A 13,137-nucleotide genomic window follows, 5' to 3' on the forward strand; every position below is an offset into this window, starting at 1 on the left:
GGACTCAGGCCCGGAGCCGGTCGGCCCGCAGTCGGTCAGCAATGTCCGACACCGGGTCAGTCAACAGGTCGACCACCGACACCTCGGCTAGCAAGTCGTCTCGTAGGTCGGGCTCAGTCTCACAAACCGCGTCACGCACCGCGGAATAGCGGTTGCCATAGCCCTGCAGCACGCCACGCAGGACGTCCGGGGTGAGGCGCTCGCGCAACACCACGTGCAGCAGGGTGATACCCACCGTCTCGCGGTCCTTGACCTCGGGCACCAGCACGATGATCCGGTCGTCGCGGGCACCCCGGGTCACCAAGACGTCACGATCCACAGCCACCCGATGCTTGGTGCCCCGCAGGGCCGGGTCCCTATCAGTACGCGAGCGGATTCCCGTCGACACCCCAGCACGGTCCACGATCGCCGCGGTCGGCGAAGCCCCGTCCAGGCCGTCCACCCGGTAGCGGGTGTAGCCGGCGACGTCGGACACCGCCGGATCCAGGGCAACCAGTGCCCGAAGTGTCCGGTAGCTGAGCGAATCACGAGGCGCCCCGGCGTCGAGCACCTCACGGGCCAAGCGGGCGTCCAACAGGGTCTCGTCAGTCCTTGAGATGCCCACGGTCACCGTCTTTGCCTGATGCTTGATGGCGTCGATGGGTCTGGTCAGCTCCTCGATTGCCACGGTCAACGCGGCGGCCAGATCGTCCAGCACCAGTGCCGGCGTGCCGACCCGACCGAACTCCAACTGGTACGACTCCAACGGCACGGCGCCCAGAGCAAACCGAAACAACGTCGACAGGCGCACCGCTGTGGACGCCTCGAGGTGCCCGTTGAGCCGCCCGTTTCGCAACTCGTCGGCGAAGGTACTGGCGGCGGCGCCCAACTCGGTGGCCAAGCCTGGGGTCAACGCATCGGGTAACGCCTCGGGGGCGGAGGAGTCAGTCCCCGGGTCGTCCGACGTCGCCTGGACCGCCCCGCCGGCCAAGCGACGCTCGGCCTCGGCCTCGATCGCCGCGTGGGCGGACCGCAGCACGTGGGCCTGAGCGTCAATGGCCCGGGCCGCCTCGTAGCCGAACAGATGGCCGACCATGGTGGACAGCAGGAAGGCCAGACGGGGATGCACCGGCGGTACCGACACCACGTCGTGAGCATCGGCGAATCTCGACGAGCCGGCGTCGGCCACCACCACTGGCAGCGCCTTATGCGCCCGGTAGATGGCCACCTCCTTGGCCACGTCATCGGCTGTGGAACCGACCAGGCCGGTGGCGCACACCAGGATCAGCGGCTCCGACGAGAGGTCGATGTGCTTCTTGTCCTCAGTGGCATCCGCGGCGATCGACTTGTAACAGAGTTCCGACAGTTTGATCCGGATCTCGCGGGCTGCCACCAGGTTGGGTCCACTCCCCACCACGGCCCAGTAGCGCCGACCCGGGGCGTGCCGTGAGGCGATCGACGCCACCTGGTCACGCATCCCCAGCACCTCGACCATCGCGTCGGGCAGGGCCCGCAACCCGGTCAGCACGTCGGCCCGATCGGGCGCACCGGGGGCCCCGGCCGCGTCAGCAATCGCCACGGCTAGCAGGATCCCGGCCACCGCCTGGGCGTAGAAGGCCTTCGTGGAGGCCACGCTCATCTCTACGTCGCGACCATCGGACGTGTACAACACGCCGTCGGCCCGGCCGACCAGGTCGCTGTTGCGCCGGTTCACGATGGCCACCACCCGGGCACCCCGGGTCCGCACCAGATCGACAGTGCGATTGGTGTCTGTCGTCGTCCCCGACTGGCTGATGGCCACTACGAGGGTGTCGGACATGTCCGGCGTCAGGCCGAAGCCCGAGAGTTCGGTGGCCGGTAGGTCCTCCACGATGATGCCGTCGGACCCAGCCAGTTCAGCCTCGAGGGCACGGGCCACCGAGCCACCTGCGATGGCCGCTGTGCCCTGGCCGATGATCAGGATCCGTCGAATCGATCCGTCAGACAGGCCGGCCCGCACATCGGCTCCCAGCGCGTCCTCCCCCAGACGGACCCGCCAGACCGCGGGGGTATCGCCGACAGGCACAAGCCGGCCACGCAGGGTGGCCCTGACCGAGTCCGGAGACTCGCCGATTTCCTTTAGGAGAAAGTGGGGGTGATCGCCCCGGTCGATATCCCGGGTGGTGATCTCGGCTCGGGCCAGATCGGCCTCGGTGACCGGCAACGATCGTCCGTCATACGACCGTCGGACCATCCCGTGGAGCGTCCCCGCCAGCGCACCGTCCAACTCCAGGATCTGGCCCCGGCTGGCCCCCGGATCGTCCGGATCGGCCGGTGTCTCGCCATCCATCCGGACGAACTCAGTCGTCACCTCCACCACCCCGTAGGGTTCGGAGGCCACGACGTAGGCGTCCTCGGCTAGGCCCACGTAAAGCCCCTGGCCGCTGCCTCGCAGAGCGAGGAGGAGCCTGTCGGGCGCGTCGCCGATCGCCGCCCCGATGGCCACTGACCCATCAAAGACGCTCACCGCCCGGCGGAATGCCTCGGAACGATCATGGCCGGCAGCCAAATGGGTGGCACACAGCACCGGTATCACCTTGGCGTCGGTGGTTATCTCCGGAGCCACGCTGAGACCCTCGGACACCATCAAGTCGGCGTGGTTGTCGACATCACCGTTGAGCACCGCGGTGACCAGCGGGACTGCCACCCCATCGGCCCGAACAGAATCCACCGGGTGGGCGTTGGACTCGGAGATCAGGCCCACGCTGGCCCACCGGGTGTGGCCCAGGATCGACCCCTCCACCCCGGGGGCGACCAGAGCCCGGGCCAGAAGGCCGTCGGCAGCCAACGACGCACGTAGGACCGCCGTGTTGTCGCCCAGCTCGCCTATCTCGGCTGCCGCCTTGACCACGAAGGCCAGACCACCGCCGTCCAGCACCCGGACACTGCCCGTGCGGTGGAGACCGTCGACCGTTCGGCCGGCCACCTCCGGGTCGTCAGCAGCCAGATCGTGATTCCAGACCGTCACCTGGATACCGGCTGAATCCCGGCCCCTGACCTCGAGGCGGTCGATGGCCGACAGGGCCTGTTGGATCGAGAGGAGGACACCCAGCCCGGCGTCGCTCGGTGCGATGCGAGGCGAACGGAGTGATCCCACTCCGACGTGGGTACCGAGCCTGTCCCGGGTCACGCCCCAGACGGCATCCCGCAGTGCTACCAGGGCGGCATTGGCCACTTCGACTCCGTCGGATGAATCCGATCCGTCTGGAGTGGTCACCCGACGCTCCAGCACCGCTTCCATCCCAGCGATCTGATCCGGAAGATCAGCCAGTGCCGCGGTGATCCGCCCGGCCAGACCAGCATCCCGATCGAGGGCCAGGAGCCCGGGGAGGCCTCCCAGCAGACGATCGGCCTCGGCGATCTGACCAGCGGCCGTGGTCACCCGGTCAGCCATCTGCGGGCCGTCAGGCCCGCCGAGCAGCGCGGTGGCGTCGACGAGCAGCGTCAGGATCGACTCGGCGGTGGGAACGTCCCGGGAGGGCGGCCTTCGGAGGATCGCGATTATGCCGCACATGTGTTGATCACCCTCCTGTTGCTCGATGCCTGTCGTTGTTTGGTCGTCGCCGGCCGTTCGTTGTCGGCACAAGATCGCAGGCCGGCCCGGTTTACAGGCACTCTAGGAATCGTACGGGGTTAGTACCGGTCGGCCCGGCGGACGCTCTCGACAAGACGATCGGCCACCGCTGCGGCCTCGGCCGCGTCAAAAGCCTCGACCATGACCCGAACCACCGGTTCGGTCCCCGAAGGGCGCACTAGCACGCGGCCCGCCGAGCCCAACTGGGCGGCGGCCTCGGTCACCTCGTCAGCCATCGATGCCACCACCGTGACACCATCGGCTGACACCGGAACAGCGTGCAGCACCTGGGGGGCGCGCACCATCAGGTCAGCCACCCGGCCACCGAGAGTTCGGCCGGCACGGCCCGCCGCCACCAGGGCCTGGATGCCCGTCAATAGGCCATCGCCGGTGGTGGCCATGGACCGGAAGATCACGTGGCCGGACTGCTCACCACCTAGGACCCAGCCATTGGCCTCCAAGGCCTCGAGGACGTAGCGGTCGCCGACGGCCGTCTCGTGCACGGCGATGCCGTGGTCGGCCAACGCTCGGCGCAGGCCCAGGTTGGCCATGACGGTGACGGCCATGGTGTCGCCGGTCAGCAGCCCACGATCGTGGAGGTCGATACCGCACACAGCCAGTAGGTCATCACCGTCGAGCAGGGTCCCGTCGTCGCTCACGGCAATCACACGGTCGCCGTCGCCATCGAAGGCGAGGCCGGCGTCAGCCCCCGTCTGGAGCACGGCGGCCCGAAGGTCGTCCGGATGCGTCGAGCCACACCCTTCGTTGATGTTGCGGCCATCAGGCGAGGCGTGTATCACGCCCACCTCGGCACCCAGTCGACGCAGGATGTCGGCCGCGAACGCTGAGGTGGCACCGTTGGCGCAGTCCACGACTAGGGATCGTCCGGCCAGGGGTCGCTCGTCAACCTGCTGCCTGGCGACCTCCCGCCCATCGAGAGACCCCTCATAGATCGCCCATCTGATCAAGGCTTCGACCCAACGACGACCAGCGGCGGTCTCCTCGGAGGGGTCGTCCCAGTCGGGCGCCACCCTCGGACCATCGAGCCGGGGGCAGGCGTCCCACGCCTCCTGGATCGCCGACTGCACCCGGTCATCGAGCTTTCGGCCCCCAGCGGCGAACAACTTGATCCCGTTGTCGAACCACGGGTTGTGCGACGCCGAGACCACCGCGCCAGCCACCCCGTCGATCTGGCACTCGTGTGCGACAGTAGGTGTGGGGACAACCCCGAGGGAGGTGACGTCGAGACCACCGTCCACCAGGCCTTCGGCCAGTGCAAGGGCAAGAGCAGGACCCGACTCACGGGTGTCGCGGCCGATGACCACACAATCCGCTCCCAGATGGGCCGCCGCGGCACGCCCCAGGGCCCGTACCGCCGGCTCATCGAGAACGGAACCGGCCCGGGCGCGGACGCCGTCAGTACCGAATCGCAGCACCTGTCCTGAAGCTGCCGGTCCTGAGGAAGGCGGATGCACTGAGCGTCCGGTCATGTCGGCAGCGTAGGAGCCAGCCGGGGACCAGTCCCCGACCCCCCCCACGCCGTCGATCAGCGCTTGGAGTACTGCGGAGCCTTGCGGGCCTTGTGGAGTCCGTACTTCTTGGACTCCTTCTTGCGATCGTCGCGGGTCAGCAGGCCAGCCTCCTTGAGGGCCGGACGACGCTCGGGCTCTAGGGCCTCTAGTGCACGGGCGATGCCGAGGCGCATGGCCCCCGCTTGACCAGCGATGCCGCCGCCGTGCAGGGTGGCGTCGATGTCGTAGGCGCCCTCCGTGGCGGTGACCCTCAGCGGCTCGGTGAACACCAGACGGTGGCTCTCCGACGGGAAGTAGTCCTCGGCCGTACGACCGTTGACGGTGACCGTGCCGTTGCCCGGGCGCAGGCGCACACGAGCGACCGACTCCTTGCGGCGACCAGTGGATTGGATGAGGGGGCTGGGCATCAGGTGCTCCTGTCAGGGCCGGCCGCTCAGGCCGTGCGGGCCCGTGCGTGATCGATGGCCAGCGGCTGGGGCTGCTGTGCCTCGTGGGGATGATCGGCGCCGCGGTACACCTTCAGCTTGGTGAGCTGCTGGCGGCCCAGGCGGTTCTTGGGAATCATCCCCCGGATGGTCCGGCGGATGGCCTCTTCGGGCTTCTTGGCCAGGAAGGTGCCGTAGGCCTGGGTCTTCAGACCGCCCGGGTAACCCGAGTGGTCGTAAACGTTCTTGTCGGTGTTCTTGGCGCCCGTCAGCACGACTTTTTCGGCGTTGATGATCACCACGTGGTCACCGGTGTCGATGTGGGGCGTGAAGGTCGGCTTGTGCTTGCCGCGTAGGATCGACGCGACCTCGGACGCCATACGACCGAGGATCATGCCCTCGGCGTCGACGACGTGCCAGACGCGCTCGATTTCGCTGGCCCTGGGGGTGTAGGTGGACACGGTTGACCGCCTGTACTTGATCGGAGACTGGTTGGGAAGGCTGCTGGAAGCCTCAAGGAGGATTCCTAGAGGACGCGGCACGACCGGGGGTCAAGGCTAGGGCCGGCCCAGGACCCCGGCAACCCGTCGACCTGGGATGGGACGCGTGCCACAGCGGGCCCAAAACCGGGATTCGGAAACCACTATCAGCGCCACGGCTCATTCCTGGCCGTTTAACCGATCCGGTGCCCGCAGAAAACGTCAGCCGTAGGTAACCGACCAGAAGACAAGGCCCTGGGCCGGAGCGGAATCCGCCGCAATACGTCGATCCTCGGCAGCCAGCACGGCGGGGATTACGTCAATGGCCAGCTCACCGCGGCCGATATCCACCAATGTTCCAACAATGGTTCGGACCATCCGCTGGCAGAAGGCCGACGCGGACACCTCGAACTCCAACAGGTCCGCTCCCGACGGACCATCGGGCAACCTCCGCCACGAGGCTGCGGTCACCCTCCGCATCATGGTGGGCATCGACCCGTCCGGTCGAGGAGCCTGCTGAAGGCAGAACGACGTGAAGTCGTGCAGGCCCACCAGGTCGGCCGATGCAGCCTCCATGGCGGCCACGTCGAGAGGCTCGGCCACGTGCCAAACCCGGGTGACCAGCAGCGGATCGGGTTCCAGGCGATCCAGGATCCGGTACCGGTAGGTCCGACCGGTAGCCGAGAACCGGGCGTCGAAATCATCGGCGGCCCGCTGAATGGAGGTCAGGACCACGGAGGGTCCGATCCGCCGGTTCACGATGTCGCGCAGCGTCTCGAGCTCGGCGTCCGAACGCTCCGACAGATCGAAACCCACTACCTGGCCCACGGCGTGCACGCCGCGGTCCGTGCGGCCAGCACACGTCAGGGTCACCTCGGTCCGTAGGACGCGTGACAACACGTCGACCAGCAAGCCGGCGACGGTGGGTACGCCTGCATTGGCGGCGAACCCGTGGAACGGGGCCCCGTCATAGGCGACGGTCGCCCTAGCCCTCATTACAGGACCCTCATTACAGGACCCTCATTAACTGGTCCTCCCACCCCGGTCCGAACATGCTGGAGCGGGATGTGCCCTAAAGGGGCTGGGTCAGACGAGCTCGATGCGAGCCATCGGCGCGTTGTCACCATGGCGGGGGCCGACCTTGAGGATCCGCGTGTAACCACCCGGACGGTCGACGTAGCGGGGACCAATCTCGTCGAAGAGCTTGGCGGCCATCTCACGATCTCGGAGGAACGAGACCACCTGACGGTGGTTGTGGACACCGCCCTTACGGGCCTTGGTGATCATCTTCTCGGCGATGGGGCGCAGAGCCTTGGCCTTGGCCTCCGTAGTCGTGATGCCCTCAGCGGCAATCAGCGACGCCACGAGGTTGGCCATCATCGACTTCTGGTGAGCCGAGCTGCCACCGAAGCGACGGCCCTTCTTGGGGGTTGCCGGCATGACGTCAGTCCCGGACCCGCAGCGTCAGGCCGCGCTCGTCAAGCTTTTCGATTACCTCGTCGAGCGACTTCTGGCCGAAGTTGGTGACGGCCAGCAGGTCGTCCTCCGTCTTCTCCAGGAGCTGGCCGACGGTATCGACCTGAGCTCGCTTGAGACAGTTTCGGGGACGCTCGGAAAGGTCGAGATCCTCGATCAGTAGGTCGAGGTCGGGAGAACCGCCACCTACCTCCTCAGCTTCGCCTAACTCAAGGCCACGGGCCTCGTCGCTCATGTCCTCGACCAGCTGGACGAGGGTCCGCAACGTGGCGCCGGCCGAAGCCAGGGCATCACGGGGGGTGATGGAACCGTCAGTAGTGACGTCCAGCACGAGGCGGTCCATGTCCGTGGTCTGACCGACCGACACGGGCTCCACCTCGATGGAGACCCGACGAACCGGTGAGAAGAGAGCGTCGACCGGGATCACCCCGATGACAGCATCGCCGCTGGCGCGGTCCGAACCGAGGTAGCCGCGGCCGATCTCGACGGTCAGCTCCAGGGCCAGACGACCCTTGCCGGTCACCGTGGCCAGGTGGAGGTCGGGGTTCAGTACCTCGACCTGCTCGTTGGTCTCAAGTGCTCCAGCGGTCACCTCAGTGTCGCCTCGCACGTCGACCCGCAGGGTGATGGGCTCGTCGCTGTGGCAGCGGAGCTCCACGTCCTTGAGGTTCAACACGATGTCGGTCACGTCCTCGACGACGCCGTCGATGGTGCCGAACTCGTGGAGTGCGTCATCGAACTTGACCTGGGTGACCGCAGCCCCCGGGATGGACGACAACAGTGTCCGACGCAGGGAGTTTCCGAGCGTGTGGCCGAAGCCTGGCTCGAGGGGTTCAATGGAGAACTGCTGACGATTGCCGTCGGCATCTGCCACCGCGGTGACCGTGGGTCGCTGAATGACCAACATGAGATTGTCCTTCGCTTCGGGGGGATCGGGAAAGAGTGGGAGGCGCCGCGAGGCGGACGCCTACTTGGAGTAGAGCTCGACGATCAACTGCTCACGGACCGGAATGTCGATCTGCTCGCGGACCGGGATTTCACGAATGACGGCCCGGTGGCCATCGTCTTCAATGTCCATCCACGCCGGAGCCTGACGGTCCAGCACGTCGATGTTCCACTGAACCACGACCATCTTGCGGGCCTTGTCACGCAGGGTGATCACCTCACCCTTGCTGCAGCGGTAACTGGGGATATCGACCCGGCTGCCGTTGACGTCCACATGGCCGTGGTTGACCAACTGGCGGGCCTGAGGCCGAGTGGCGGCCATGCCGGCCCGGTAGACGATGTTGTCGAGGCGGAGTTCTAGGTACTGGAGCATGTTGTCGCCGGTCACTCCCTGACGGCGGTTCGCCTCCTCGTAGAGACGACGGAACTGACGCTCGGACAGGCCGTACGAGAAACGGGCCTTCTGCTTTTCCTGAAGCTGCAGCAGGTACTCGGACGGGTTGCCCCGACGACGGGTACGGCCGTGCTCGCCGGGCGGGTACGGGCGCTTGTCCAGCGCGACGACCTCACCCTTGGTGCCGAAGATGTTGGTGCCCAGACGCCGCGAGACGCGGGCCCGGGGGCCGGTGTAACGAGACATTCGGTCAGACCCTCCTACGCTTGGGCGGCCGGCAGCCGTTGTGGGGAATCGGCGTGACGTCCTTGATCCCCGTCACCTCGAGGCCTGTGTTCTGAATGGTCAGGATAGCGGTCTCACGACCGGATCCCGGTCCACGCACCACCACGTCGACCTTGCGGACACCATGTTCCATGGCCCGCCGGGCGCACTCTTCGGCCGCCATCTGAGCAGCGAACGGCGTCGACTTGCGAGAGCCCTTGAAGCCAACGTTTCCGGCAGAGGCCCACGCCAGAGTGTTCCCGCCCTGGTCGGTGATGGTGATGATCGTGTTGTTGAAGGAACTCTTGATGTGCGCAACGCCATGGGGGACGTTCTTGCGTTCCTTCTTGCGGGGACGTCGGCCCCCAGCGCTCGGCTTCGCCATTACTTCGTGACCTGCTTCTTGTTCGCGACTGTCTTGCGGGGGCCCTTACGGGTCCGGGCGTTGGTGTGGGTGCGCTGTCCGCGGACCGGAAGGCCACGACGATGACGCAGGCCCTGATAGCAACCGATGTCCATCTTGCGCTTGATGTTCTGGGAGACCTCACGCCGGAGGTCGCCCTCGACCTTGAACTGCTGGTCAACGAACGCCCGGATCGCCGTGACCTCGTCATCGGTGAGATCACGGACTCGGGTGGTGGGGTCGACGCCGGTGCCCTCGCAGATGTTCAGTGCGGAGGTGCGGCCGATGCCGTGGATGTAAGTCAACGCGATCACCACCCGCTTCTCGCGGGGGACGTCGACGCCTGAGATACGTGCCATGAGATGCTTCCTCTAACCCTGACGCTGCTTGTGACGGGGGTTGCTGCAGATGACCTGCACACGTCCATGACGCCGGATCACCCGGCACTTGTCACAGATGCGCTTGACGCTCGCTCGGACCTTCATGCTTGTTCTCTTCTGCTCTTCGTGACGGCTACGGGTAGCGGTTACTTGTAGCGGTAGGTGATCCGACCTCGTTGGAGGTCGTACGGGGTGAGCTCCACCTGGACCTTGTCGCCAGGAAGGATGCGGATGTAGTGCATCCTCATCTTTCCGGAGATGTGGGCCAGGACGTTGTGGCCGTTCTCCAGTTCGACGCGGAACATGGCGTTGGGCAGCGGTTCGAGAACCGTTCCCTCCATCACGATCGCATCTTCCTTGGGCTTCGACAGTGTGGTGCTCCTGGTTGATTTCGGACTTGGTGGGCGGATGTTGGGTGAGTTGGTGGATGGGAATCCGCCGGACCCGATGTCGGGGGCTGCTCCAAAGGGCGCACACCCGGCTCAGGCCAGTGGACAACGCTATCGGGGGCCCTCCGGGGGGCCAACCCGCGACCCGTTGGTATGGCGGACAGAACGACTGGTCATCAGGCTCCCGGGGCGCATCTGACAGGCATCCCCGACCGCGTCCCTCTGGCGTCTCCGACACGGAGGCGACCGTCGATGACCGAGGTGAGGCGGTCGAACACAGTCTCCTCGTCGGCCAGGCCATCGACCACGTCAAGCAGGTCATGCTCGGCGAACCAGGCTAGGAGCGGCGCTGTCTCGGATTCATAGAGGTCGAGGCGGCGGCGGATGCCCTCCTCGGTGTCATCAGCGCGGCCACGGGCAACCATGCGTGCGGTGACCTCATCGACCGGGACATCGAGGTTGACCGCAACGTCCAACGGCGTGCCAGCCTCGGCCAGGAAGCCCTCCAGCGCGGTGGCCTGATCCGGGGTGCGGGGATAGCCGTCGAGCAGGAAGCCACGTTCGACCACGTCGCCCTCCACCAGGCGTTCGGCCACGATCGAGTTGATGAGGTCGTCGCCCACCAGGTCCCCCGCGTCCATCAGCGCCTTGGCCTGGAGACCCAACTCGGTTCCGGCGGCCACCGCAGCACGAAGCATGTCTCCGGTGGAAATGTGGACTGGTCCGTAGGCCTCGACCAGACGCCCCGCCTGGGTCCCTTTGCCGGATCCCTGGCGGCCGAGAATGACGAGTCGGACGGAGGTCATCTACTTGAGGAAGCCCTCGTAGTTGCGCATCGTGAGCTGCGAATCGACCTGCTTCATCGTCTCGAGCGACACGCCCGCCGCGATGAGAATCGAGATACCGATGAAGCCGAAGCCAGCCGCGCCACCCGAACCAACACCAGCACTGGTGTCCAGGAAGATGTTGATCAAGATCGACGGCACAAGGGCCACACCGGCGATGAACAGGGCCCCGGGCAGCGTGATGCGGGACAGAATCCTGGCCAGGTACCGCTCGGTCTGGTGACCGGGCCGGATGCCGGGCACGAAACCACCCTGCTTGCGGATGGTGTCGGCCTGCTTCACCGGGTCGAAGGTGATCGCCGTGTAGAAGTAGGCAAAGCCGACGATCAGCAGCCCGGTGATGGTGAAGTAGAAGACGTTGTCCGGCTGGGCCAGGTTGTTGTCGATCCAGCCCCGAAAACCGTCCCACGGAAGGGCCGCAGCCACCAGGACCGGCAGGTAAAGAACCGACGAGGCGAAGATGATCGGGATCACGCCCGACTGGTTGACCTTCAGGGGGATGTAGGTGTTCTGGCCGCCATACATCCGGCGCCCCACCACGCGCTTGGCGAACTGCACGGGGATGCGGCGCTGGCCCTGCTCGACGAACACGATGGCCGCCACCATCAGCATCAGGAAGGCCAGGACGACCAACGAGACAATGGCCCCATTCTCTGCCTGGATCAACGAACCCTGCGCCGGGAAGCCACTTACGATCGAGATCATGATCAGCAGTGACATGCCGTTGCCGATCCCCTTCTGGGTGATCAACTCGCCCATCCACATCAGCAGTGCCGTTCCAGCGGTCAAGGTCAATACGACGACGCTGACCGTGCCGATGTGAAAGTCGGGCAGCAGATTCGCACCTGACTGGCCGGAGATGGAGTTGCCCTGGTCGTTGAACAGGAAGGCAAAGCTCGTGGACTGGATGACGGCGATGGCCACCGTCAGATAGCGGGTCCACTGGGTGATCTTGCGCTGGCCGACCGCTCCCTGCTGCTGCCACTGCTCGATGCGGGGCACAACCACGCCGAGCACCTGCATGATGATCGAGGCGGTGATGTAGGGCATGACGCCCAGTGCAAACACGGCGAAACTGGTCAGTGACCCGCCGGAAAAGAGTTGCAGGAAGGCAAGCACGCCGCCCTGGTCAGCACGATCGCGCAGCAACTGCACCTGCTCGACGTCGATGCCCGGAGCGGGCATGAACGCGCCGATCCGGTAGAGCAGGATCATGAGAAGGGTGAAGACGATCCGCTTTCGCAGATCGGCAACCCGGAACATGTTCAGCATGCTGGACAGCACGTGGACTCCTGTCGCCTATCGGATCGAGACCGAGATGGATCGGGTTAGCGGTTCATCAGCGCGTTACCGCTGGCTGCGGGACGTACTGCGAAGGGGAGCGGAAGCTTCTCGATGGTCCCACCGGCAGCCGTGATAGCCGCCTCGGCCGACGCCGAGAAGGCGTGGGCCTTCACGGTGACCGCACGAGTCAACTCGCCACGACCCAGCACCTTGACCAACGACTTCTTGCCGACCAAGCCCTGAGCGTGCAGCGCCTCGGGCGATACCTCGTCGAGGCCACACTCCTGGATGGTGTCTAGGTTGACCGCCTGGTACTCCACGCGGAACGGGTTCTTGAAGCCCTTGAGCTTCGGAATCCGCTGGTGGAGAGGCATCTGGCCACCCTCGAAACCAACGCGGACGGTGTTACGGGCCCGCTGGCCCTTGCTACCGCGACCGGCGGTCTTGCCACCCTTCCCGCCGATACCTCGACCAACACGCTTGGCCCGCTTTGTGGAGCCGGGAGCCGGCTGTAGATCATGAACCTTCATGTCACTCAGCCTCCCCGGCCAGTTCCTCCACCCGGACCAGATGCGGAACCCGGGCAATCATGCCCCGGATCTCACCACGGTCCGGCAGAGTGTTGCTTCGTCCGATCCGGCCCAAGCCGAGAGCTCGGAGCGTGCCCCGCTGCTTGGGCTTGGCGCCGATGGCGCTGCGGATCTGGGTAACGACCAACTGGGTCATGTC

Annotated in this window: 16 protein-coding genes; all 16 read right to left on the reverse strand. The window is 66.1% G+C overall.

Annotated elements, in window-relative coordinates; translation table 11 throughout:
- Positions 1-4: 4 nt before the first annotated feature.
- The 16 genes from QF777_10165 to rpmD all read right to left on the reverse strand — a co-directional run bounded on the left by QF777_10165 (position 5) and on the right by rpmD (position 13,134).
- Complete coding sequence (locus QF777_10165; protein MDP6911912.1) at positions 5-3,532, reverse strand: SIS domain-containing protein; 3,528 nt, start codon at positions 3,530-3,532, stop codon at positions 5-7.
- A gap of 119 nt (positions 3,533-3,651) precedes the next feature.
- Entirely contained in the window at positions 3,652-5,082 is a 1,431-nt protein-coding gene (locus tag QF777_10170) for a hypothetical protein (protein ID MDP6911913.1), read from the reverse strand.
- A gap of 56 nt (positions 5,083-5,138) precedes the next feature.
- Positions 5,139-5,531, reverse strand: a complete 393-nt coding sequence (gene rpsI, locus QF777_10175) for a 30S ribosomal protein S9 (protein MDP6911914.1) — start codon at positions 5,529-5,531, stop codon at positions 5,139-5,141.
- A gap of 26 nt (positions 5,532-5,557) precedes the next feature.
- Positions 5,558-6,010: a 50S ribosomal protein L13 gene (rplM, locus tag QF777_10180; protein ID MDP6911915.1), complete on the reverse strand. Its 453-nt coding sequence runs from the start codon at positions 6,008-6,010 to the stop codon at positions 5,558-5,560.
- Positions 6,011-6,250: 240 nt separating this feature from the next.
- Positions 6,251-7,024 carry a tRNA pseudouridine(38-40) synthase TruA gene (truA, locus tag QF777_10185; protein MDP6911916.1) on the reverse strand — a complete coding sequence of 258 codons (774 nt, stop codon included), beginning with the start codon at positions 7,022-7,024 and terminating at the stop codon, positions 6,251-6,253.
- Positions 7,025-7,114: 90 nt separating this feature from the next.
- Positions 7,115-7,468: a 50S ribosomal protein L17 gene (gene rplQ / locus QF777_10190; protein ID MDP6911917.1), complete on the reverse strand. Its 354-nt coding sequence runs from the start codon at positions 7,466-7,468 to the stop codon at positions 7,115-7,117.
- Positions 7,469-7,472: 4 nt separating this feature from the next.
- A complete protein-coding gene (locus QF777_10195) occupies positions 7,473-8,411 on the reverse strand; it encodes a DNA-directed RNA polymerase subunit alpha (GenBank protein MDP6911918.1) in 939 nt (312 codons plus the stop codon).
- A gap of 60 nt (positions 8,412-8,471) precedes the next feature.
- Positions 8,472-9,089, reverse strand: a complete 618-nt coding sequence (rpsD, locus tag QF777_10200) for a 30S ribosomal protein S4 (GenBank protein ID MDP6911919.1) — start codon at positions 9,087-9,089, stop codon at positions 8,472-8,474.
- Between the two features lie 4 nt (positions 9,090-9,093).
- Complete coding sequence (gene rpsK / locus QF777_10205) at positions 9,094-9,492, reverse strand: 30S ribosomal protein S11 (protein MDP6911920.1); 399 nt, start codon at positions 9,490-9,492, stop codon at positions 9,094-9,096.
- Complete coding sequence (gene rpsM / locus QF777_10210) at positions 9,492-9,869, reverse strand: 30S ribosomal protein S13 (GenBank protein MDP6911921.1); 378 nt, start codon at positions 9,867-9,869, stop codon at positions 9,492-9,494. The genes rpsK and rpsM overlap by 1 nt, the downstream gene beginning before the upstream one ends.
- Positions 9,870-9,881: 12 nt before the next feature.
- Complete coding sequence (gene rpmJ, locus QF777_10215) at positions 9,882-9,995, reverse strand: 50S ribosomal protein L36 (GenBank protein MDP6911922.1); 114 nt, start codon at positions 9,993-9,995, stop codon at positions 9,882-9,884.
- Positions 9,996-10,036: 41 nt separating this feature from the next.
- Positions 10,037-10,261 (reverse strand): translation initiation factor IF-1, encoded by a 225-nt coding sequence (gene infA, locus QF777_10220; GenBank protein ID MDP6911923.1) that lies wholly within the window; start codon positions 10,259-10,261, stop codon positions 10,037-10,039.
- Between the two features lie 194 nt (positions 10,262-10,455).
- Positions 10,456-11,085 carry an adenylate kinase gene (locus QF777_10225; protein ID MDP6911924.1) on the reverse strand — a complete coding sequence of 210 codons (630 nt, stop codon included), beginning with the start codon at positions 11,083-11,085 and terminating at the stop codon, positions 10,456-10,458.
- Entirely contained in the window at positions 11,086-12,396 is a 1,311-nt protein-coding gene (secY, locus tag QF777_10230) for a preprotein translocase subunit SecY (protein ID MDP6911925.1), read from the reverse strand.
- A gap of 56 nt (positions 12,397-12,452) precedes the next feature.
- Entirely contained in the window at positions 12,453-12,938 is a 486-nt protein-coding gene (gene rplO / locus QF777_10235; protein MDP6911926.1) for a 50S ribosomal protein L15, read from the reverse strand.
- Position 12,939: 1 nt separating this feature from the next.
- Entirely contained in the window at positions 12,940-13,134 is a 195-nt protein-coding gene (gene rpmD / locus QF777_10240) for a 50S ribosomal protein L30 (protein MDP6911927.1), read from the reverse strand.
- Between the last annotated feature and the right edge of the window lie 3 nt (positions 13,135-13,137).

The organism is Acidimicrobiales bacterium (assembly GCA_030747595.1).
Classification (GTDB): Bacteria; Actinomycetota; Acidimicrobiia; order Acidimicrobiales; family MedAcidi-G1; genus UBA9410.